This window comes from Actinoplanes sp. CA-051413 (genome assembly GCF_050955795.1).
Lineage (GTDB): Bacteria > Actinomycetota > Actinomycetes > Mycobacteriales > Micromonosporaceae > Actinoplanes.
In genome coordinates, this window is the sequence record NZ_CP192100.1 from 4,300,379 (window position 1) to 4,321,201 (window position 20,823).

Annotated in this window: 19 protein-coding genes; 11 read left to right on the forward strand and 8 right to left on the reverse strand. The window is 72.0% G+C overall.

The features are described from left to right. The first annotated feature begins 28 nt into the window (after positions 1 to 28). Positions 29 to 1,825 (forward strand): thiamine pyrophosphate-requiring protein, encoded by a 1,797-nt coding sequence (locus ACQP2Y_RS20000; protein WP_433730410.1) that lies wholly within the window; start codon positions 29 to 31, stop codon positions 1,823 to 1,825. Positions 1,826 to 1,886: 61 nt separating this feature from the next. Continuing rightward, positions 1,887 to 2,882 carry a chemotaxis protein CheB gene (locus ACQP2Y_RS20005; RefSeq protein WP_433730412.1) on the forward strand — a complete coding sequence of 332 codons (996 nt, stop codon included), beginning with the start codon at positions 1,887 to 1,889 and terminating at the stop codon, positions 2,880 to 2,882. Between the two features lie 9 nt (positions 2,883 to 2,891). Here the strand turns inward: ACQP2Y_RS20005 and ACQP2Y_RS20010 are convergent, their stop codons facing one another. Further along, positions 2,892 to 4,493, reverse strand: coding sequence for a glycosyltransferase family 2 protein (locus tag ACQP2Y_RS20010; protein WP_433730414.1), 1,602 nt, complete (start codon positions 4,491 to 4,493; stop codon positions 2,892 to 2,894). Then, on the reverse strand, positions 4,490 to 5,806 hold the full coding sequence (locus ACQP2Y_RS20015; RefSeq protein ID WP_433732003.1) for a glycosyltransferase: 1,317 nt from the start codon (positions 5,804 to 5,806) through the stop codon (positions 4,490 to 4,492). The genes ACQP2Y_RS20010 and ACQP2Y_RS20015 overlap by 4 nt, the downstream gene beginning before the upstream one ends. Before the next feature lie 357 nt (positions 5,807 to 6,163). On the opposite strand from ACQP2Y_RS20015, the gene ACQP2Y_RS20020 reads away from it, so the two are divergent. From ACQP2Y_RS20020 to ACQP2Y_RS20045, 6 genes are all read left to right on the forward strand, one after another. Then, entirely contained in the window at positions 6,164 to 7,198 is a 1,035-nt protein-coding gene (locus tag ACQP2Y_RS20020; protein WP_433730416.1) for a glycosyltransferase family 2 protein, read from the forward strand. Beyond that, entirely contained in the window at positions 7,179 to 8,480 is a 1,302-nt protein-coding gene (locus ACQP2Y_RS20025) for a glycosyltransferase (protein WP_433730418.1), read from the forward strand. The genes ACQP2Y_RS20020 and ACQP2Y_RS20025 overlap by 20 nt, the downstream gene beginning before the upstream one ends. Then, complete coding sequence (locus tag ACQP2Y_RS20030; RefSeq protein ID WP_433730420.1) at positions 8,477 to 10,219, forward strand: glycosyltransferase family 4 protein; 1,743 nt, start codon at positions 8,477 to 8,479, stop codon at positions 10,217 to 10,219. The genes ACQP2Y_RS20025 and ACQP2Y_RS20030 overlap by 4 nt, the downstream gene beginning before the upstream one ends. 525 nt (positions 10,220 to 10,744) lie before the next feature. Continuing rightward, positions 10,745 to 11,062 (forward strand): hypothetical protein, encoded by a 318-nt coding sequence (locus ACQP2Y_RS20035; RefSeq protein WP_433730422.1) that lies wholly within the window; start codon positions 10,745 to 10,747, stop codon positions 11,060 to 11,062. Continuing rightward, positions 11,052 to 11,819: a DinB family protein gene (locus ACQP2Y_RS20040; RefSeq protein WP_433730424.1), complete on the forward strand. Its 768-nt coding sequence runs from the start codon at positions 11,052 to 11,054 to the stop codon at positions 11,817 to 11,819. Before ACQP2Y_RS20035 ends, ACQP2Y_RS20040 begins: the two co-directional genes overlap by 11 nt. Further along, positions 11,816 to 12,124: a hypothetical protein gene (locus ACQP2Y_RS20045; protein WP_433730426.1), complete on the forward strand. Its 309-nt coding sequence runs from the start codon at positions 11,816 to 11,818 to the stop codon at positions 12,122 to 12,124. Before ACQP2Y_RS20040 ends, ACQP2Y_RS20045 begins: the two co-directional genes overlap by 4 nt. 129 nt (positions 12,125 to 12,253) lie before the next feature. Here the strand turns inward: ACQP2Y_RS20045 and ACQP2Y_RS20050 are convergent, their stop codons facing one another. The 5 genes from ACQP2Y_RS20050 to ACQP2Y_RS20070 form a co-directional block, all read right to left on the reverse strand. Next, positions 12,254 to 12,652, reverse strand: coding sequence for an MmcQ/YjbR family DNA-binding protein (locus ACQP2Y_RS20050; RefSeq protein WP_433730428.1), 399 nt, complete (start codon positions 12,650 to 12,652; stop codon positions 12,254 to 12,256). A gap of 121 nt (positions 12,653 to 12,773) precedes the next feature. After that, on the reverse strand, positions 12,774 to 13,100 hold the full coding sequence (locus tag ACQP2Y_RS20055) for a hypothetical protein (protein WP_433732005.1): 327 nt from the start codon (positions 13,098 to 13,100) through the stop codon (positions 12,774 to 12,776). Positions 13,101 to 13,345: 245 nt separating this feature from the next. Further along, entirely contained in the window at positions 13,346 to 13,870 is a 525-nt protein-coding gene (locus ACQP2Y_RS20060) for an N-acetyltransferase family protein (protein WP_433730430.1), read from the reverse strand. Between the two features lie 85 nt (positions 13,871 to 13,955). Beyond that, the gene (locus ACQP2Y_RS20065; protein WP_433730432.1) at positions 13,956 to 15,902 is read right to left on the reverse strand and encodes an ATP-binding protein; all 1,947 of its coding nucleotides are present in this window, start codon (positions 15,900 to 15,902) and stop codon (positions 13,956 to 13,958) included. A 31-nt stretch (positions 15,903 to 15,933) separates the two neighbouring features. Further along, complete coding sequence (locus ACQP2Y_RS20070; protein WP_433730434.1) at positions 15,934 to 17,784, reverse strand: sensor histidine kinase; 1,851 nt, start codon at positions 17,782 to 17,784, stop codon at positions 15,934 to 15,936. Between the two features lie 95 nt (positions 17,785 to 17,879). Here ACQP2Y_RS20070 and ACQP2Y_RS20075 point away from each other — a divergent pair, with 95 nt between their 5' ends. Genes ACQP2Y_RS20075 through ACQP2Y_RS20085 form a run of 3 tightly spaced genes read left to right on the forward strand, consistent with a single transcriptional unit; the run spans position 17,880 to position 19,113 of the window. Next, positions 17,880 to 18,428 carry a TetR family transcriptional regulator gene (locus ACQP2Y_RS20075; RefSeq protein WP_433730436.1) on the forward strand — a complete coding sequence of 183 codons (549 nt, stop codon included), beginning with the start codon at positions 17,880 to 17,882 and terminating at the stop codon, positions 18,426 to 18,428. A 14-nt stretch (positions 18,429 to 18,442) separates the two neighbouring features. Beyond that, positions 18,443 to 18,787, forward strand: coding sequence for a DMT family transporter (locus tag ACQP2Y_RS20080; RefSeq protein WP_433730438.1), 345 nt, complete (start codon positions 18,443 to 18,445; stop codon positions 18,785 to 18,787). Next, positions 18,784 to 19,113 carry a DMT family transporter gene (locus tag ACQP2Y_RS20085; RefSeq protein WP_433730440.1) on the forward strand — a complete coding sequence of 110 codons (330 nt, stop codon included), beginning with the start codon at positions 18,784 to 18,786 and terminating at the stop codon, positions 19,111 to 19,113. Before ACQP2Y_RS20080 ends, ACQP2Y_RS20085 begins: the two co-directional genes overlap by 4 nt. Positions 19,114 to 19,122: 9 nt before the next feature. Here ACQP2Y_RS20085 and ACQP2Y_RS20090 read toward each other — a convergent pair whose 3' ends face one another. Further along, entirely contained in the window at positions 19,123 to 20,742 is a 1,620-nt protein-coding gene (locus ACQP2Y_RS20090; protein WP_433730442.1) for a methyl-accepting chemotaxis protein, read from the reverse strand. Between the last annotated feature and the right edge of the window lie 81 nt (positions 20,743 to 20,823).

The window sequence follows — 20,823 nt, forward strand, 5'->3', positions numbered from 1 at the left end:
GACGGACTGCCACCGGGAGGAGAACGTCATGGCTGAGCGTACGGTCGCGGATCTGCTCGTGGAACGCCTCAGTGACTGGGGCGTGGACCGGGTCTTCGGGTATTCCGGGGACGGCATCGACGGTGTGATGGGTGCGCTGCGCCGGGCCGGGAAACCCACGTTCGTGCAGGCCCGGCACGAGGAGGCGGCCGCGTTCATGGCCGTCGGGCACGCGAAGTACACCGGCGGTCCGGGTGTCTGCCTGTCCACCCAGGGCCCCGGCGCGGTGCACCTGCTCAACGGCCTCTACGACGCCAAGCTCGATTCCAAGCCGGTCGTGGCGATCGTCGGGCAGCAGGCCTCGACGGTGCTGGGCAGCGCGTACCAGCAGGAGATCGACCTGGTCCGGCTGTTCGGCGACGTGTGCGCCCAGTTCGTCCAGGCCGCGCACACCCCCGAGCAGGTGCCGATGCTCATCGACCGGGCGTTCCGGACCGCGCTGGCCACCCGCAGCCCGACCTGCGTGATCCTGCCGCACGACGTGCAGTCGGCGCCCGCCCCCGACCCGGCCGCGCACGAGCACGGCGTCATGGTGACCAGTCCGGGCCTGCGCCCGGCCCGGGTCGTGCCGCGCGAGGAGGACCTGCGGGCGGCGGCCGAGGTGCTGCGGGCCGGCGAGCGGGTCGCGATCATGGTGGGTCAGGGCGCGTACGGCGCGGCCGCGGAGATCGTCGAGCTGGCCGATCGGCTCGGCGCGGGCGTCACGGCGTCGCTGCTGGGCAAGCCGGTGCTGGACGAGGGCCTGCCGTTCCACACCGGGGTGATGGGCCACCTCGGGACGACGGCGAGCGAGCAGCTCCTGCGCAACTGCGACACCCTGCTGCTGATCGGCACCAACGACCCGTGGACCGAGTTCTACCCCGCGCCCGGGCAGGCCCGGGCGGTGCAGATCGACATCGACGGCCGGCAGCTCGGCATGCGCTATCCGATCGAGGTGCCGCTGCTCGGCGACGCCGCCGAGACGGTACGCGGTCTGCTCGCCGAGGTGCAGCCGCGCCCCGAACGCGCCTGGCGCGACCAGGTCGAAGCATGGGTACGCCGGTGGCACGAGATCTCCGCCGCCCGCGCCACCGCACCGGCCGAGCCGATGAACCCCCAGTTCGTGGTCCACTCCCTCGCCGACCGGCTGCCCGCGGACGCCCAGGTGGCGGTGGACGTCGGCTCGATCGTCTACTGGTACGCCCGGCATCTGCGCCTGCCCCGCGGCGTCCCGGCCCATCTGTCGAGCACCCTCGCGTCGATGGGCTGCGGGCTGCCGTACGGGATCGCCGCCAAGCTGGCCGCCCCCGGCCGGCCGGTGATCCTCCTGACCGGGGACGGCGCCATGCAGATGACCGGCCTCGCCGAGCTGGTCACCGTGGCCGCCCGCTGGCGCGACTGGGCCGACCCGCGGTTCGTTGTCTGCGTGCTGAACAACCGGGACCTCGCCGAGGTGAGCTGGGAACAGCGCGAGATGGAGGGCGAGCCGCGGTTCGCCACCTCCCAGCAGCTGCCGGAGGTGCCGTACGCCGGTTATGCCGAGCTGCTCGGCCTGCGAGGGCTGCGGGTCACGTCGCCGGACGACCTGCCGGCGGCCTGGGACACCGCGCTGGCGGCCGACCGGCCCGTGGTCATCGACGCCGTCGTCGACCCGGCCATCCCGCTGCTGCCTCCCGGGCGCCCGTTCGAGAAGGTCAAAGGCATGTACGCGGGCCTGGCCGCGGAGGGCGGGGAGGCGGCCCGCCGGGCCGAGGCCCACCTGCGCCGGGAACGCGCGGACGAGGGCTACGACGACCCGGCCGGCTGACCGTACGTTTCGGATCGCCGCATTCGGGCAACCGGGCACTTCCGCGGCGGAGGGACAGAGCGTGCGCAGGGACATCGTGGTCGTCGGTGCCTCGGCCGGTGGCTTGAAGGCGTTGCAACAGCTGGTGGCCTATCTGCCGGCCGACCTGCCCGCGGCCGTGCTGGTCTCCACCCACCTGGCCCCGACCGCGCCCAGCAAGGTCGCCGCCGTGCTGGCCAAGGCCGGTCCGCTGCCGGCGGTGGAGGCCGCCGACGGCGTGCCGATCACGCCCGGGCGCATCTACACGGCCGTGCCCGACCGGCACCTGCTCGTCGACGATCACGACGTGCTCCGGCTGCGCCGCGGCCCGCGGGAGAACCGCGTCCGGCCCGCCGTCGACGCGCTCTTCCGCTCGGCTGCGCGCTGGTGCGGGCCCAGGGTGACCGGGGTGGTGCTGTCCGGCAGCCTCGACGACGGTGCCGCCGGACTGGCCGCCATCGTCGAGTGCGGCGGCACGGCACTGGTGCAGGATCCCGGGGACGCCATGTTCGACGGCATGCCCCGGGCGGCGCTGCGGGCCGTACCGGATGCCACGGTCCGGCCGGCCGCGCAGCTGGCCCGGGCGATCATCGAGGGGGCCGGCCGTCCGGTGCGGCCCACCGCTACCGGGCCCGCCGAGGCGCTCATCTGGGAGACGGACATGGTTCGCGAATCACTGTCGAAGGTGCCGCAGGCCGGCGCGCCGGTGGGGCTGGGCTGCCCGGAGTGCAAGGGCGGCATGAATGCGGTGGCCAGCGGGAACGCGGTGCACTACGTCTGCCACACCGGGCACTCGTACTCGCCGGAGTCGTTTGTCGCGGCCAGCAACGAGGGCATCGAGGCGGCGCTGTGGACCGCTCTGAGTGCCATGCAGGAGAAGGCCATGGTGCTCGCTCAGGTGGCCGAGCAGGCGGCCCGGGCGGGCGACGAGCTCGCCCGCCGCCGCTACGAGGCCTCGGCAGCCGAGGTCACGCAGGCCGCTGAGGCGTTGCGCAGGCACTTCATCACCGGCGTGCCGGCCGACCGCGCGGAGGCCTGACCGGCGCGGTCACCCCCGTCGGCGCAGGATGCGGCGGACGTGGGCGCCGACCCGCTGCGGTGTCAACGGCACCACGGAGATCATGAGCCGGCCGGAACCCTCCACCGTGCAGGTCAGCGCGGAGAAACGAGCGCCGCGCCGGAGCACCAGCGGCTTCGGACGGCGCAGCGCGGGTGCCCGCACCGCCATCGCGCCCGCCGCGCCGGTGGCGCTCACCGCACCCAGCGCGCGGGTCGCGTCGAACTCTCCGGCCTGCGACGAGACGATCCGGCGCCGGCCGGTCGCCGCAGTGGCGGCGACCAGCTCCGCCGCGGCAAACCTGATCCGTACGGTGGTGCCCGTCCCGTCACTGCCGACGACACTCACCTCGGCCGGCACCTCCTCGGCGCTCACGGCGATCCGGTCGAGGCCGAGGGCGGACAGGTCGGCGACGGGCGTACGCGCGGTGATGGTCAGCACCCGCCGGCCGCGCTCATCGGTCTCAAAGTCGAGCCCGGTCGCGTCGAGGCGGGCGGCCCAGTCCGGGTGCGCGGTCACCTCGAAGCAGGAGTCGGGCAGCCGGCGGTCCGGGTCGCGGAAGCCGGGATAGCGCGCGTACCACCGGCCGTCCTCGACGAGGGTGCCCGGTGCGCCGCGGCGCGCGTCCTGGCGGATGACGGCCAGCAGGTCGTCCAGGTCGCCGTCGCGGGCCACCGCCATCCGGATCCGGGTCTCGGCGCCCAGCCCGGCCGCGATGTCCTCGGTGAGATGGTCGGCGACCAGCCGGCCCACCCCCTCGTGGAGCTGCGCCTGCAGGGTCCGGTCCAGCAGCAGGAAGTCGTCCTCCAGCAGGCGGGCCACCTCGTGGTCGAACCGGCGCAGCAGCACGGCGTCGCGGTGCCGGCCCGGCTCGATCAGCTTCGCCACGAAGGCCACGATCGCCTCGGCGGTCCGCAGCCGTTCCAGGTGCCGGCTGAGGTAGGTGATGTTCGTGGCGCTGAAGCGCCGGACGGCGAAGTAGTAGTCGTAGTCGGCCAGCACCGAGATGCGCCGGGCCCGGTAGCACGCCTCCAGGGTGAACGGCAGGTCGCTGCCGATCCGCATGTCCTCGGGGTAGCGGATGGCGTGCTGCTCGAGCAGTTCCCGCCGGAACAGCTTGGTGTTGGCCAGCGAGCGCGGCAGCGGCGAGTCGAACAGGTCCAGGTCGGGTTCGTCGCGGGCGAAGATGTCCTGGTAGATGTGCCGGCTGTTGACGCCGACCACCCGGCCCAGCACCACGTCGGAGCCGTACGTGTCGGCCGCGGCCACCAGCCGCCGCAGCGCGTCCGGGCCGAGGTGGTCGTCGGATCCGACGAAGAAGACGTAGCGGCCGGTGGCGACCTCGAGCGCCCGGTTGCACGGGCCGGCCGGGCCGCCGGAATTGGCCTGGTGAATGACGGTGAACAGCTCCGGATACCGCTGCGCGAAACGGTCCAGCTCCGCGCCGCTGCGGTCGGTTGAGCCGTCGTCCACGGCGACGATCTGCAGCCGTTCCCGCCCGATGGTCTGCTCCACCAGCGAGTTCAGGCACTGGGTGAGGTAGGGCATGGTGTTGTAGACCGGCACCACGATGCTGACGTCGGGCACGCTCATCGCGCGGTGTTCTCCTTGATCGTGCGGCCGGCCAGCAGGCGCCGGTAGAGCGCGTCGAGCACCTGGGCCTGGGCCGCCCAGGTCCATGCGGGCAGGGGACTGTCCGGTCCGTCGTAGACCCCGCGGTAGCGGCCGGGATCGGCCAGCACGGCCTGGACCGCGCGCGCGAGGTCGGCCGCGTCCCGGGCCCGGAACACCTCGCCCTGGCCGGTGGCCCGGACGGTCTCGGCCATCGTGCGCACGTCGCTGACCACGATGGGCAGCCGCGCGTGGGAGTACTCGAAGAACTTGGTGATCAGCGCGATCTCATGGTTGGGCCAGTGGTGCAGCGGGATCAGCCCGGCGTCGGCCGACGCCAGCAGGGCCGGCACCTGCCGGTGCGGCACGTAGGGCACGGTGTGGACCCGGTCGGCGATTCCGAGCCGGGCCGCGGTGGCGAGCAGTTCCCGCACGTACGGCGTCGAGGCATCCCCGACAACCAGCGCGAGGTGCACACCCTTCAGCCGGGGCAGCGCCGCCACGACGGTGCCGAGTCCACGCTGGACGGTGGCCGACCCGCTGTAGACCAGCAGTGGCGTCGTGTCGTCCAGGCCGCACAGCCGGCGCAGATCGGGCGCCACGCTGCTGTCCTGCGGTGGCGTGGTGACCGCCGGGGCGTTGAGCACGACGGCCGGCAGCTCGGCCAGGCGGTGCTCGCGCTGCAGCAGCTCGGCCAGCATGGGGGAGACGGTCACGACCGCATCCGCGTACGGCACGTGCTCCCGCTCGTAGGCCAGGTGGGCGGGCAGCCACCGCGCGTTGTCCCGTCTCGGCCGGGCGCCGGGCAGGAACTCGTGCGCATCCCAGACCAGTTTGACCGGACGACCGGCGGCCCGGGCCCGGAGCGCCGCCCGCGCACCCACCCCCAGCATCCGGAAGTCGTGCGCGTGGATGAGGTCCGGCGCCAGCTCGTCGATCACCGCACCGAAGGCCCGCTCGTAGTTCCACAGGCCCGGCTCCAGCCGCCGCCAGGCCCGGTCACCCTCGACGGCCCGCCAGAACCACACCTGCGCGTACTCCAGGGGACGCCGGGCCCACCGCGCCGCCCGCAGCAGCAGTCCACCGCGGGCCAGCAGCCGGGCACGCAGGCCACCCGTTCCCGTCGCGGGACCGGTCATCGCGAGCAGGCGGACCTCCGCGTCGCCGAGCCGCCACTGCTCGGCCACCCCGGTCGGTGAACAGCCCAGCAGGACGACGTCCCATCCCGCGTCGGCGGCCGACCGGGCGGTCTTCTGCACCCGGGAGTCGCCCTCGACGCCGTTGTCGACCAGCATCACGACACGCCGGCCGGCCCCGGCCTCGTCGATCGTCACGTACGCCTTCCCCAAGCCTGCCGATCTGCAATACGAATGCCGGCGATTGTATAGGGCCGCCCGGAAAAGGCAATCGGCATTGAGAATTCCGCTGCTATTGGTGCTTCCGCCATTTACCAGTCAGCTGACGTTAACCGGCGTACGTAGTGGACAGCCGCAGGTGCTTTCGCGTTCTACCCGCATTATCCACTGTCTGTTAACCCGCCGGCCGTTCGCGCTCCGTAATTTCCAGGCCGTGTCCCGCGTGCCGCGGGTGCTCGCACTGCGATTCGCTCACGCCAATGCGCTCGTCCGCATTGCGGAGTTGAGAGGTTCACCATGGATGCCCTGCCCGAAGTCAGCGTGGTCATTCCGACGCGTTTCCGCCCGGAGCTGGTGACGCGCGCGGTCCGCAGCGCCCTGACCCAGACGGTGGGCAACATCGAGGTCATCGTGGTGGTCGACGGGCCGGACGAGGCGACGAGCGACGCGCTGGCGTTGATCACCGACGCGCGGCTGCGGGTGCTGGTGCTGCCGCGCTCCGGTGGCGCCCCCAACGCCCGCAACGTCGGCGTCCGCGAGGCCCGCGCACCCTGGACGGCCTTGCTGGACGACGACGACGAGTGGCTGCCCCACAAGCTGGCGGTGCAGCTCGACGCGGCCCGCGACGCCGGGGTGGCGATGCCGGTGGTGGCCAGCCGCCTGATCAACCGCACCCCGCGCGCCGACTCGGTCATGCCGCGCCGGCTGCCGGCGCCGGGCGAGCCGGTCAGCGAGTACCTCACCGTGCGCCGCGGCCTGTTCTACGGCGACGGCTTCATCCAGACGTCGACCATCATGGCGCCGACCGCGCTGCTGCGCCGCGAGCCGTTCACCGTCGGGCTGCGCCGCATGCAGGAGCTCGACTGGGTGCTGCGCGCGGTCAGCCACGACGAGGTCGAGCTGGTCATCGCGGCCGAGGCGCTGGTGCTCTTCCACCAGGACGAGGACCGCCCCCGGATCACGCTGAGCTCGCCCTGGGAGGGACAGCTCGAGTGGCTGCACCGCAGCCGCCACCTGCTCACCCCGCGGGCGTACGCGGCTCTGCTCATGAGCGTGATCAGCTCGATGGCCGCACCGACCCGCAGCGCCCGGATCTTCGGCATGCTGCTGCGCGACGCGCGCCGGCACGGCCGTCCCGGCCCGATCGACTACCTGACCTTCCTGCAGATCTGGCTGATCCCGCCGAAGCTGCGCCACAACCTGCGCGACCTGGTCCTGGGCCGCCGCCGCGAACAGCGCGGCAGCGTCGCGGCGCCGATGACCGCCGAACGGCGAGTGCCGGCGCTCGGGGACCGCATTGGGGAGCTGGCGCATGACGGCGCCCGCCGCTAGGACAGTCGCGATCTGGCGCAGTTGCCTGCTGCCCGGCTCGGAGACCTTCATCCGCCATCAGGCCGGCGCACTGACCCGCTGGCGACCGGCTTATCTGGGCGCCGTGAAGGTCGCGTCCCCGATCGCCGCAGACACCGACGTGATCGCCTTCCCGGAGACCGCCGCCGGCCGGACGGGCTGGTTCCTGCTGCGGCTGACCGGGAGATCCGCCCGGCTCCGCCGCCTGCTGGCCGGACTGCGCCCGGCGCTGGTCCACGCGCACTTCGCCGGCGACGGCTGGCTCATCAGCCGGACGGCCACCCAGCTGGGCATCCCGCTGGTGGTCACCCTGCACGGCCTCGACGTGACGAGCCAGGCCCGCCGGCCCGGCCTGCGCGGCGCCCGGCACCGCCGCCACCTGCGCACGGTCTTCGCCCGCGCCACTCTGATCATCGCGGTGTCGGAGTTCATCCGGGACCGGGCGACGGAGCTGGGCGCCGACCCGGCGAAGGTTCGCGTGCACCACACAGGCGTACCTCTGGCCGGCGTCCCGGCGCCGGTGCCGCCGCGCTGGGACATAGTCTTCGTCGGGCGCTTCGTCGCCAAGAAGGGCATCGACGACCTGCTGGAGGCCGCGGCGATGGTGGGGGAGCTGCGCCCGCGGATGCTGTTCATCGGCACCGGCCCGCTGGAGGACGCGAGCCGCCGCCGGGCCGCCGAGCTGGGCCTGGACGCGACGTTCCTGGGGGCGCAGGACTCCGCTGTGGTGCGGCGGTCGCTGGCGGAGGCCAAGGTGTTCGTCTCCCCGTCGAAGACGGCTCCGGACGGGGACACCGAGGGGCTGCCGACCACGATCCTCGAGGCGGGCAGTGCGGGCCTGCCGACGATCTCCACCTATCACAGCGGCATTCCGGAAGCGGTGGTGCACGGGGAGACCGGCCTGCTCTGTGCCGAGGGTGATCGTCCGGCGCTGGCCGCGGCCATCCGGCAGGTGCTTACCGACGACGAGCTTCGGGGCCGCCTGGGCCGTCAGGCGCGTCGGCACATGGAAGCCCACTTCGATCTGGACAACCAGACCGGCCGGCTCGAGCAGCTGTACGAGGCCGTCTGCGCGCGACCCGCGGCTCCAGCCGGATCCGGTGCGACCCCAGCCGCGTCTGGTGCGTCGCCAGCGGCGTCTGGTGCGTCCCCAGCCGCGTCCGGTGCGATTCCGGCTCGGCCCGGCGCGGATCCGGCCCGGCCCGGCGCCCCGGCCGGATCCGCGCCGGGCCGGGCTGGATCCGGGTTCGGATCCGCGCGGTGACAACAGCGGTTTACGTCGCGCTGGACACCCGCCGGATCGCCGCGGCGGTGCATCACACCGGTGCCCTCGTCGCGGTCGGCACGCGCGTCACCCTGCTAATCACCGACCGGACGGAATGGGCACAGGTCCAATTGCCACCCGCGGTAACGGTGCATCGGCTGGACGCGGGCGCTGCCCGACGGCTGCTGCTCGCTGCCGACGGCCCGTTGCCCGACGACGGCCTGCTGATCGCCGGGGACCCCGAGGCGCTGGCCGTGGCGTGGTTCGTCGGCCGCCGGCGTCCGGGCGTGTCCGTCCGGCTGGAACCCTCGGCGGAGCCCGCGCGGCGTACCGCGCCGGCCGACCTGGCCGTCGTGACGCCCTGGTACCCCTCACCCGACGACCCGTACGCGGGGGCGTTCGTGCAGGCCTCAACCGCCGCGGTGCGGCCGGACCACAACCGGGTCGCGATCCTGCACACGCAGAACTGGTACTACTCGCCGACGGGCGTGACCGGCAACCGCGTCGGAGTCGCCGCGGAACGACAGGCGGCCCGGTCCGGCCAGGCGGTCGTGCTGGACACACCCGAGGGCGAGCTGACCCGCGTGGCGGTGCCGACTGCGGCCGGCCGCGGCTACCCGGCGTTCGCCGAGGCCCAGGTCCGGGCCCTGCGCGCCACCCTGCCGACCGGCCGGATCGAGGCGCCGGTCGTGCACGCCCACACCGGCATGCTGGGCGGGGTCGTGGCGATGCGGCTGGCCCGCCCGGACGCCCGGATCGTGGTGACCGAGCACGCGACCTTCCTGCCCGAGGTCTTCGCCCAGCCCGGTGCCTGCGACCAGTACGCCGAGATGTTGTCCCGCGCCGACGCCCTGCTCTGCGTGGGCCGGCACCTGTTCGACCAGCTAGCCGACTACTTCCCCGAGTACGCCCACAAGCTGAGCATCGTGCCCAACGCCATCGACTTCGACCGGTTCACGGTCCGCGAACGCCCACCCCGCGAGCTGTCACGCTGGCTCTACGCCGGACGGCTGATGGCCCACAAGGGCGTGCTGACGCTGGTCGACGGTTTCGCCCGGATCGCCGCCGAAGACCCGCGGGTCAGCCTGACCCTGGTGGGGACGGGTCCGCTGGCGAACACCCTCGACCGGCGGATCGCCGGCCTGGGGCTCAGCGGCCGGGTCACCCGCCGGCCGGCCGTGCCGCCGGACCAGGTGACCGCGTTGATGCACGAACACGACCTGCTCGTGCACGCCAGCCGGCTGGAAACCTTCGGCATGACGGTGGTCGAGGCGGTCGCCACCGGTACGCCCGTGCTGGTCGCCCGCAGCCAGGGCCCGGCAGAGACGCTGGCCGGGATCGAGCACCAGGCCGGCCTGCTGATCGAGCCGAGCGAGGATCCGGACGTCATCGCCGACGGTTACCGCCGGCTGTGCAAGGAGCTGAACACTCTGGACCTGCCCCGGGCCCGCGCGACCTTGGCGGCTCGCTACGGCTTCGCTGCGGTGGCTAGCCGGCTCCAGGAGGTCTACCACCCCGGCGCGGCCGCCCCTACGCCGCCGACCGCTCCCAAGCACCCGCCAGGAAACCGTCGTCGGTTGTCCCGCCTCGTGCGGTTCTCCGCCGTCACCGTTCCCGACCGGATCCTCGCCGGCGTCCAACGGGCGACGGCGGTGCTGCCGGCCCCAGGACCGGAAGCCGTCGTCCGCTACCTGCGGCGGATCCCGGCGGTCGTCGGCGACCGGATCCTGCGCCGCTGAGCCAGACCATCCTGAGATGAGCCGGACCATCGTCAGGTGAGCCGGACCATCGTCAGGTGAGCCGGACCATCGTCAGGTGAGCCGGACCTTCTTCAGGTGAGCCGGACCTTCGTCAGGTGAGCCGGACCTTCTTGAGGTGAGCCGGACCATCGTCAGGTGAGCCGGACCTCCTTAAGAGCCTGTCCTTGAACTTCAAGATCGGATTCGCGTCGGTCGTACGCTCGCGGTATGACCGATGGCGAGCGGCGTGCTCGGGGTTGGTTGTCGCTGCTGCCGCAGCCGACTGGAACGGCGTCGGCGGAGCCGGCGCCGCGGCGGTGTCCGGTCTGTGGCGGGCTGCTGGCGCGTGGGGCGAAGGCGTCCATGGTCTTCTGCTCGGCGGCGTGCCGGGCGCGGCATTGGCGTACGGTCCGACGCAGCCGGGCCCGGATCGCCGCGGTGAGGCAGCCTCGCAGGGTGGCGTGTCCGCAGTGCGGGGTTGAGTGGGTCGCGGGGCTTGAGCACAACCTGCGCGCATGCCGATCCGTGGTCGACGCGGCGGCACTGTTGCGCGAGGACACCCCGGGCGGCGCGGCCATCGTCGCCTATCTGGTCGGCGAACGGCGACCCGACGAGCTGCTCACAAGCCAACTGGGTAGTTGGCTACCCGCGCCGATGATTCCACGCGTCTACGTCTGGCTGGACGAGATGCCTCTCAACCGCGCGGGCAAGATCGATCGTCGAGCGCTCGCCAAGATGCTCGATCCCGCACTCTCCCACCCGGACGCAATACGCAACCCTCACGTTGTGCCATTCACTTGCGGGGGCGGGACGGCTACGGGAAGCTGTCCCGATGCCTGCTGAGTACACCCAAGGTGACCAGTTCCGTGGTGCCCGCATCCATCTGTGCGACCTCTCTGGTCTCGAGATTCGCGATTGCGACGTCACCGGTCTGAAGATTGTGGACTGCTATGGGGGTAACGTCTCCCTTGGTGGCGGCTTCGAGCGTGTCGTTGTCAATGACGTCGACGTGACCGCCTACGTCGAGGCCGAGCTCGATCGGCTGCATCCCAACCGGGTGCTGGCCCGTGAGGCCACGTCCGCCGCCGAATACCGGGCCGCTTGGGATGCCATCGAGAAGCAGTGGGAGGAGACGCTCGACCGCGCCAGGCGCTTACCCGAGGCGAAGCTGCATGAGCAGGTCGACGGCGAGTGGTCGTTCGTCGAGACGCAGCGGCATCTGCTGATGGCCAGCGATGCCTGGATCGGCAACGCCGTGCTCGAGGAGGATGCGCCGTACCACTCGTTGGGCCTTCCTGGCGGCGGGAAGTCGGCCGAAGCATCGGCGAAGCTCCTCGGGCTCACCCTCGATGCCATCCCGACGCTCGACGAGGTACTCGCGCCGCGGCTCGCCCGCATGGCCACGATGCGCCGGGTCGTCGACGAGCTCACCGAGGCCGAGCTCGACCGGGTATGTGGTCGCAAGCCGGCCGACCACTACCCGGACAAGGACTACGTCGTACGCCGCTGCCTCAGCGTCGTGCTCAAGGAAGAGGCCGAGCATCACCGGTACGCGGTGCGCGACCTCACCGTGCTCGAGGCCGATACCCGAACCGAGTGAAGGCGCGTCCCGGCAATGGACGGCGATCTCGCGATCCTGCGCTTGACCAGCCCATCTTGCTGTCGGAGCCCCTCATCGCACCCGCACTGCCCAGCCAGGGCGCGGTGCCGACCGGCGAGGTAGTCACGACCGGCTACGGAAAGACCAGCAATGCGGGCTTCCCCAACGAACGACGCGAGGTCTTCCTCGATGTCACGCCGCGGTGGACCTGCGAAGGCATCTACCAGTTCGTGAAGCAGATCACGCCCGGAATGAACTGCATCCGCAAATCCGGCCAGACGGCCGGAGCATGCGGCACTGGGTGATGTCGTCATCGGAATCGTCTCCTGAAATATCTCTGGCCAGTGCGGCAACCCGCCCTATCCCACCATGAATAGGAATGTCTCTCAGCACCGAACCTGGATAAGCGGCAACGTGGGGAAGTAGCCGGCGGTTCATCCACCTGCCTTCAGCCGGAACGCGAGGCGGCGGGGCGCCTGCACGCGATAGCTGTCCGTCACCAGCTCGGCAACCTCGACCCAGTCCGTTTCGTCGTCCAGCACGATTCCCACGACATTCACACCCCAGTCGGCCCGGAAGAACGGAGGGCCGGCATGCGCCAGCGCGGCCAACTCCCCGGGCGGCGCCCGGAAGGTCATCAGGATGGCCGGATCGTCCAGATCGATGTACGCCGACCGCCTCTCGTCGGTGGTGTAGACGTGCAGGAACGTCCGCCGGCGAATCCGCCACCGCAGGCCGATCCACGCCGGCTCCTCGTACGCCTCGGGCAGTTCCCCGCAGATCACCCGGAGCCGGCCCACAACGGCGGGTGGAACGTCCGCGATGTCGCTCATCTGTACCTCCCGCGCCCATCCTCCCCGCCGGGTAGGACATCAGCACATCAGAGTCTCCGGGGTTGGCGGGGCCGCGCCGACGTCATAGGACTATCGGGCCCAGCTCGGAGGACCTGTGTGCCTACAGGTCACGTACCTCGACTACCCGCGTGGTGGGCGCGGCATCGCCGATCCCGTCCCGGTAGCCGAGTCGATTTGGGTCGACCATGAAGGACTCGTATCCGGCTCGTGAGCGGAACCGGATCAGCTGTACCTCGGTTGCCGAGTCCGTGCCGCGCATTCGCCGCTCGACCGATCCGCCGTGCCGACCCAGCAGCCCCAACACCGTGTCCTCGTACCGCTGCCCGGCTGCGGCCTGCCCTGGCGACATCTCGACGATGGCGACCAAGAGCAGCTCTCCGGACAGTTCCGTCTCACTCGGCATCGTCACGCTCCGACCGGATTCCATCGAAGACAAGGGATCATGCTGGGATGGATGTACGACGCACTCAATTCGGCCAGATCCGCGCACCCGATCAAGGACAGCCACCTCGCCGGTGCGGCGTTCGGATCGGCGTCACTGTGACGCAGATCCGAACGGCAGAGACCGAGCCGGGAGGAGCGATACTGGCGCTAGCTGCGGAAATAGGTAGAGAGACAGCCACTAAGGTGAGCCTGACCTTCTTGAGGTGAGCCGGACCATCCTGAGGTGAGCTAGACCATTCTGAGGTCGGGTGACTCCGGGCTTACGTACACCCAGAGGTCGAGGACCGTGCCGTCGTCGAGGGCGGGATGCAGCTCACCGACCCTGTTCCAGCCCTCCGACTCGTAGAGGGCGATCGGCGGCGCCAGCGTCTGACCGACGTCGAGCACCGCCCGCTGCCCGAACGCCCGCGCCTGTCCGGCCGCGTGCCGCAGCAGCACCCGGCCCAGGCCGTTCCGGCGCAGGTCCGGCGCGATGAACAGCCGCGACACCAGGGCCAGCGCGTCCGTCGGCAGGCCGGTCGCTGCCGCGGCGACGGTCAGCGTCGGGTCCTCCGAAGGGCAGTGCAGGGCGACGTGCCCGACGATCCGGCCGTCCCGCTCGGCCACCCACGCGGCCTCCTCGTGCTCACCGGCGAGGAAGCCGGGGACCTCGTGCGGCCCGAGGTGCAGCGGATAGTTGTCCTGCCGGTGCACCTGCAGCAACAGGTCGACGCAGCCGGCGGTGTCCGCCTCGGTCTTCGCTCGGATCAGCACGGCCAGAATTTTACTGATCACGGCCGGTCGTGGCCTCGGCCGTTACGACCGCGTCCCAGTGTCGCTCACCACGCGGTCGTGGCGGTTACGACCGCGTCGTGGTGCTGCTCAGCACGCTGCTGACCCGCCGGAGCAGGTCGTCCGCCGTGAACGGCTTCTCGATGAACGCGATGTCCGGGTCCAGCACGTGGGTCGACCCGAGCAGCCCGTTGCTGTAGCCCGACATGAACAGCACCGGCAGTCCAGGGTGCCGGGCCGCCAGCAGCTCCGCCAGCCGCGGACCGGACATCCCCGGCATGATCACATCGGTCAGCAGCAGGTCACAGCCCTGATCCCGGTCCAGTTCCAGCGCCTCCGGCCCGGACGCCGCCGACAGCACGCGGTAGCTGCCCTGGCTCAGGATGCGGGCGACGATCCGGCCGAGCGCCGGTTCGTCCTCGACGACCAGCACCGTCTCCTGGTGTCCCTGCGGCACGGCCGCCTCGACGGCGCGGGTGACCATCGTGTCCTGCGCCGTCTCGGCCAGGGGCAGGTACACCCGGAAGGTGGTGCCGACCCCGGGCTCCGAGTACACGTTGATGCTGCCGCCCGCCTCCGTCACGATGCCGTACACGGTGGACAGTCCCAGGCCGGTGCCCTGGCCTCGCGGCTTGGTGGTGTAGAACGGCTCGAAGATGTGCGCGGCGACCTCCGGCTCGATGCCTTCGCCGGTGTCGCTGACCTGCAACCGGGCGTACGCGCCGGGCGCCAGCTCGGGGTGCATGTCGAGCTGGTGCTCGTCCAGCCGGGCCCGGTCCGCCTCGATCACCAGCGTGCCGCCCTGGGGCATCGCGTCGCGGGCGTTGAGGGAGAGGTTCAGCAGCACCTGCTGGATCTGGCCCGCGTCGGCGTGCACCGTCAGCGGCGCCGGGGCCGGCTGGGTCCGCAGGTCGATGTCCTCGCCGATGGTGCGGTGCAGCATCGCCCGGACCTCGTCGATGGACGCGTTCAGGTCGATGTCCTGCGGCTGGATGGTGTCCCCGCGGGTGAAGACCAGCAGCTGGTGGGTGAGGCTGATGGCCCGGTCGGCGGCGATCCGGACGTGTTCCAGGTCGGCGCGTACGGCGGGGTCGGCCGACTGCTCGGCCGCGAAGTCGGTGTAGTTGACGATGATCGCCAGGATGTTGTTGAAGTCGTGGGCGACTCCGCCGGCGAGCTTGCCGAGGCTCTCCATCCGCTGGGCCTGGTGGGTGCGTTCCTCCACCTGCCGGCGGCGCTCGGCCGCCTGTTTCGCGGCGGCGATGTCGCGGGCCACCACGGAGACCCCGATGATCGTGTCGTCGCGGCCCCGGATGGGGGCCACGCTCACCGCGATCTCGAGCGGCGAGCCGTCCTTGTGCACCCGGGTGGCCTCGTAGTGCACGCTGCGCTCGCCCGCGGTGATCCGGGACAGGACGTCGGACTGCTCGCCGAGCCCCGCGCTGTCGGCCAGCATCGACGCCGGGCGCCCGACCACCTCCGCCGCGGTGTAGCCGAAGAGACGTTCCGCGCCGCCGTTCCAGGCGGTGACCGTGCCGGCCGGCGTGACGCCGATGATCGCGTCGTCGCTGTGCTCCACGACGGCGGTGAGCGTGGCGCGGTGGCTCTCGGCCAGGTCCTGAGCCGCTCGCTCGCTGGCGTCGGCCACATCCAGGCGTTGCTGGTCCTGGGGAGCGACGTACATTGCTCCCCGGCGTAGCAGGACGCCATATCCGCGCCGGAGCGTCCAGTAATAGACGCCGACGGCGGCCGTGAACAGATCCCAGGAGGCTGCGGCCCAGGAGCCCGCGACCATCCCCGGGTGGGTCTGCCCGGAGATGAGGGCCCGGTAGGTCATGACCGAGTGGAAACCGTGCCCGACGGCGCAACTGAAGAAGATCAGCGCGGTTGCGGTGGCCAGCCGGTTGGTGCGCAGCTGTCCGGCGCGGGCCACCGGGACGGCGATCGCGACGGAGATCGCCGCGTACGCCACCATGATGACGGTGTTGCCGAGGAGAAAGACCTGGTCCGGCACACCCGTCTGTTCGGACCGGAAGCTGCGGTACTTAGCGGGCGGCGCCGGTCCGTTCGGCGGTGGCGGTGCTCTGCCCGTCCGGGGGAGTGGCCGGCACGGTGAACCAGAACCGGCTGCCGCCGCCCGGGTTCTCCCGTACGCCGACCTCGCCGCCGTGGCGTTCGATGATGCGGTGCACGATGGCGAGCCCCAGCCCGGTGCCGTGGTACGGCTGGCTGCCGTCCGCCCTGATGAACGGGTCGAACACGGTCGCGCGCTGGGCCGCCGGGATGCCGATGCCCCGGTCGGCGATCTCGATGCACCAGCCGCCCGCCTCCAGCGCCGTACCGGTGATCTCGAGGCACGGCTGCTGCCCGGCGGGGGTGTACTTCAAAGCGTTGCCGACGAGGTTGTCGACGACCTGGCGCAGCAGGACCGGGTCCCCGTCGACGCTGGGCAGCAGGCCGACCACGATCGTGGGCTGCTGGCCGCCCGTGCCGCCGACCCGGTCCCGGATCACGTCGGCCACCAGCCGGTTCACATCCACCTCGGTGCGCCGTAACGTCCGATTGTCCGCTGTCGCGTAGTTCAGCAGGTCGTCGATCAGCGACTGCATCCGCTGGGCGCCCCCGTACAGGCGCTCCAGGAACTCGCGGTGCTCCGGCTCGAGCCGGGGCGCGGCCTCCTCACGCAGGAAGTCGGCGTAGCCGGTGATCCGCGCCAGCGGGCTGCGCAGGTCGTGGGCGACGACACCGGCGAAGCCGACCAGTTCCTCCTCGCGCCGGCGCAGCTGCTGCTCGACCGCCTCCCGGCGGTTGATGTCGTCGCGCAGCGCCGCGGTGGCCGCGTCGACCCGGCGCAGCGCGCGGTCGCGGGAGCTGACCACCGTGCCGGTCAGGGCCGCGAGCAGCGCGGTGATCAGCGTGCCGATCAGGGCGGCGACGACGTCCAGGTGCAGCGCGGTGCCGGCCAGCACCAGGCCGGTGGGCGCGACGGTGACCTGCCAGGTGCGCTGGGGCACCGGGATCGGCAAGGTACGGGCGGGCCGGCTCTCGTCGATCGCCGCGCTCGGCAACCGGCGCCCGACCGGGGTGGCGACGCCGTTCGACGCGTCCGAGAGCGTCACGGCGACAGTTTCCCCGGCGATCCGGCTGATCGCGTCCTGGAGGAAGTCGCCGCCGCGCAGCGCCATCACCATCCAGCCGCGGAACTGGCCGGCGTCGCTCGCCGACGGTGAGGTGGAGTAGACCGGCGCGGCCAGCGCGAAGCCCAGCTGCTGGGCCTCCTGGGGTACGGCGGCGTCCTGCAGCAGGCGGTAGCTCGCACTGATGGCGACCTGGTGACCTTCGCGGGCCTGGCTGAGCGCGGCTGCCGCCTCGGGTGCCGCCGCGAGGTCCTGACCCGCGGATGAGCCGCTGCCGTCGATGGCCCGGTTCAGGACCACGAACAGATGCTCGGAGGTGTGCCCTGGCGCCGGCTGCAACCGCAGGTCGGGGCTGCCGGCGCGGCGCCATTGGGCCTGGACCCGGGGAACCTCGGCGCCGGTGGCCGGCACGACCAGCGCCACTCCGGTGGCCCCGGGCAGCCGTTGCCGGTCGGTCGCGGCGGTGATGGCGTCGAACTCCGGTCTCGACAGCTGCCCCTGGGCGCCGACCGCGGCGGCCAGGTCGAGCAGGGAAGTGGTGTAGCGCCGCATCTCGGCGGTCAGGGTGCGCGCGACCATCGTGGTCCGCTGCTCCAGCGCCTGATCGAAGCGGTCCTCGGCGGCCCGCCGGAGCGCGCCCACCGCCAGCACGGTGCCGATCATGCCGAGCGCCACGACGAGGGCGACGATCCGCGACCGACGTCCCCGGGCGCGGGGTGCACCGCCGGCCGGGGTCTGCACCGTCGGCGCGGGTATCACTTGGCTCAGGCTACGCGGCCGGGCGCCTCGGCACGGGCGGATCGGGCGAATCGGCGCCCTGGTTACTTTACCTTCCGGACGGTAAAGTAACGGCCATGAGACCCAGCCAGCGGACCGCCCTGCTCGACGCCTCCCTGCGGCTGATGCGGGGAGCGGACGGCGCCGACATCACCCTGGACGCCGTCGCCCGCGAGGCCGGGGTCACCAAACCCGGCCTGATGTACCACTTCCCGAACCGCGAGGCGCTGATGCTGGCGATCGTCGACCACGCCGCCGCCAGCCTGGAGCGCGCGATGGCGGAGATCATCGGCGGGCCGCTGGAGCAGGCGACGCCGGCCGACCGCATCCGCGCCTATGCCGCCGTCGCCGCCCGGGGCGCGGACTGCCGCGCGGAGTACGCCATCTACACCGAGGCCGCGTACCGTCCCGGCCTGTCCGGGCCCTGGCTGGAGCGGATGGCCCGCTGGTTCGAGCTGCCGGCCGGGCTCGACGGGCGTACCCGGGTCGCCCTGACCGTCGCCCGCCTCGCCGCCGACGGTCTCTGGGCCGCCGAGGCGACCGGGGTCTTCCCGCCCCGGCCCGGGGACCGCGACGCCGTGGTGGCGTTGATCCGTTCCCTCACGGCGGGCGGGGCGGACCGATGAGGCAGGGCCAACCGATGAAGAAGTGGTTCACGCTGGCCGCGGCGATCGGCAGCGAGGTCGCGGCGACCCTCGCGCTCAAGGCCGCCCTCGACCACCCCGCCTGGTACGTCCTCGTCGTCGCCGGATACGTCGCGGCGTTCGCCTTCCTGGCCGTGGGCCTGCGCCTGGGCATGCAGATCGGCGTCGCGTACGGCATCTGGGGCGCCGGCGGTGTCACCGTGACCGCAGTCCTGTCCGCCGTGATCTACGGCGAACCGCTGACCGCCCTGATGGGTCTGGGCATCGCCCTGATCATCGCCGGGGTGCTCACCGTCGAGCTCGGTTCCCAGCACGCGCAGCGCCCGGAGGCGTCGGCATGAGCTGGGTGTTCCTGATCGGCGCCATCCTGTCCGAGGTCGGTGCGACGATGTCGCTGCGCGCCTCGGACGGCCTGGCCCGGCGGCGCTGGATCCTGCCCGTCGCGGCGGGCTACATCCTCGCCTTCATCCTGCTCAGCTTCGCGCTTTCCGCCGGGCTGGCGCTGGGTGTGGCGTACGGCGTCTGGGCCGCCTCGGGCGTGGCCCTGACCGCCGTCCTGGCCCGGCTGATCTTCCACGAACCACTGACCCGCACGATGGCCGTCGGGATCCTGCTGATCTCCGCCGGCGTCCTCGTCGTCGAACTCGGCGCCCAGGCAGCCCGCTGACCGCGGCGGTCAGTAGCGGAAGGTACTGACCAGCCCGTTCAGCGTCGCCGCCGCGTCGACGAGCGACCGGGCGGTCGTCCGGGTGGTCTGCGCGCCCGCGCTGGCCTGCTCGGCGGCCTGGGCCACGCCGACGATGTTGGTGGCGATTTCGCCGGCACCGACGGCCGTCTCGCCGACGTTGCGGGACATCTCCTGAGTCGTCGCGGTCTGCTCCTCGATGGCCGACGCGATGGTCAGCTGGGTGTCGTTGATCTCGGTCACCACGGTGGAGATCCGGGCGATGACGGCCGCCGCCGCGCCGGAGCCCTGGCTGATCGCCTCGACCTTGCGGGCGATCTCCTCGGTGGCCGACGCGGTCTGCTGCGCCAGTTCCTTGACCTCGCCGGCGACCACGGCGAAGCCCTTGCCGACCTCGCCCGCGCGGGCGGCCTCGATGGTGGCGTTCAGGGCGAGCAGGTTGGTCTGCGCGGCGATGTCGGTGATGAGCTTGACCACGGTCCGGATCTCGGCCGACGAGGCGCCGAGGCGGGTCACGGTCTCGTCGGCCTCCCGCGTGGCCTGCACGCCGCCGCGGGCGATGTCGCTGGCCCGGGAGGCGCTGCGCGAGATCTCCGCGATGGAGGCGTTCATCTCCTCCGCGGAGGCGGCCAGCGTCGACACGATGGTGGAGACCTCCTCGGCGCTGGCGCTGACCACCCCGGCCTGCGCGCTGGTCTCCTCGGCGCCCCCGGCGAGCTGGGTGCTGACCGTGCTGAGCTCGTCGGCCGCGTCCGACACCTGCCGCGCCCCGGCGGCGACCGCGGCGACCAGCTCCTGCATCCGGTCGGCGAAGCGGTTGAAGCCGCCCGCCGCCTCGGCGATCTCGTCCCGGGCGTCGTCGTGGATCCGCTGGGTCAGGTCGCCGTCGCCGTCGGCGATCTCGGCGAGCCGGTGGTTGAGGGTGCCGAGCGGCCGGATGATGGACCGGATCAGCACGAAGGCGAGCACGGCGCCGAGCAGGACGGTGAGCGCGCCGGCCGCGACCATGACCACCGAGGAGCGGTCGGCGGCGGCCGAGGCGTCGGTCATCGCGGCGGCGGACCGGGCGTCGATCGAGGACGTGAGCGCGTCCACGTTCGCGGCGATCTCGTTGAAAATCTTGATCTCGTCGACGGCCACCAGCTGGTTGGCCCGCGCGACCTGCGTCGCGGCGCTGCTGCGGTACGCCTCGACGATGGTGCGGTCCAGCGCGGAGAACTCGTCGAAGTGCTGCGTGACGCGGTCGATCAGCTCCGTCTCCGCGGCGGTGATGCGGGCACCGCGGAGGGCCTGCAGCTCCTGGCGGAACGAGGCGGCCGAAGCGAGGAACGCGGCGCGCGCCTCGGCGGTGTCGGCTGCGGCGCCGTCGACCCCGCGGACGATGTCGAACGCGTACGCGGTCTGCCAGCCGTTGAAGTCCGCCGACCGGAACTTGACCTGCTTGGCGAGCTGGTTGGCCGTCGAGTAGTCGGCGAGGGTGGCGGTCGCGCGTGACTGACCGGCGATGGCCGACAGCCCGACGGCCACCACCGCGATCAGCAGGGCCAGCAGCACCACCATCGCGGCGACCAGCCGGCTACTGATCCGGACACTGCGCAGCCCGACCTTCATGGTTCCCTCGCCCCGTTCCTCGACATTGTTCCCAGGCCATGAATCGTCCGCAGCTGGGCCGGTCTGAGGAATCGGCGAAAG

Bases quoted from the DNA above. Each gene is read 5' to 3' on its own strand.
- ACQP2Y_RS20020 (WP_433730416.1), top strand. From the start codon at position 6,164: ATGGATGCCCTGCCCGAAGTCAGCGTGGTCATTCCGACGCGTTTCCGC.
- ACQP2Y_RS20050 (WP_433730428.1), bottom strand. From the start codon at position 12,652: ATGAGCGACATCGCGGACGTTCCACCCGCCGTTGTGGGCCGGCTCCGG.
- ACQP2Y_RS20075 (WP_433730436.1), top strand. From the start codon at position 17,880: ATGAGACCCAGCCAGCGGACCGCCCTGCTCGACGCCTCCCTGCGGCTG.
- ACQP2Y_RS20040 (WP_433730424.1), top strand. From the start codon at position 11,052: ATGCCTGCTGAGTACACCCAAGGTGACCAGTTCCGTGGTGCCCGCATC.
- ACQP2Y_RS20015 (WP_433732003.1), bottom strand. From the start codon at position 5,806: ATGCTGGTCGACAACGGCGTCGAGGGCGACTCCCGGGTGCAGAAGACC.
- ACQP2Y_RS20090 (WP_433730442.1), bottom strand. From the start codon at position 20,742: ATGAAGGTCGGGCTGCGCAGTGTCCGGATCAGTAGCCGGCTGGTCGCC.
- ACQP2Y_RS20010 (WP_433730414.1), bottom strand. From the start codon at position 4,493: ATGAGCGTGCCCGACGTCAGCATCGTGGTGCCGGTCTACAACACCATG.
- ACQP2Y_RS20055 (WP_433732005.1), bottom strand. From the start codon at position 13,100: ATGGAATCCGGTCGGAGCGTGACGATGCCGAGTGAGACGGAACTGTCC.
- ACQP2Y_RS20025 (WP_433730418.1), top strand. From the start codon at position 7,179: ATGACGGCGCCCGCCGCTAGGACAGTCGCGATCTGGCGCAGTTGCCTG.
- ACQP2Y_RS20085 (WP_433730440.1), top strand. From the start codon at position 18,784: ATGAGCTGGGTGTTCCTGATCGGCGCCATCCTGTCCGAGGTCGGTGCG.
- ACQP2Y_RS20000 (WP_433730410.1), top strand. From the start codon at position 29: ATGGCTGAGCGTACGGTCGCGGATCTGCTCGTGGAACGCCTCAGTGAC.
- ACQP2Y_RS20080 (WP_433730438.1), top strand. From the start codon at position 18,443: ATGAAGAAGTGGTTCACGCTGGCCGCGGCGATCGGCAGCGAGGTCGCG.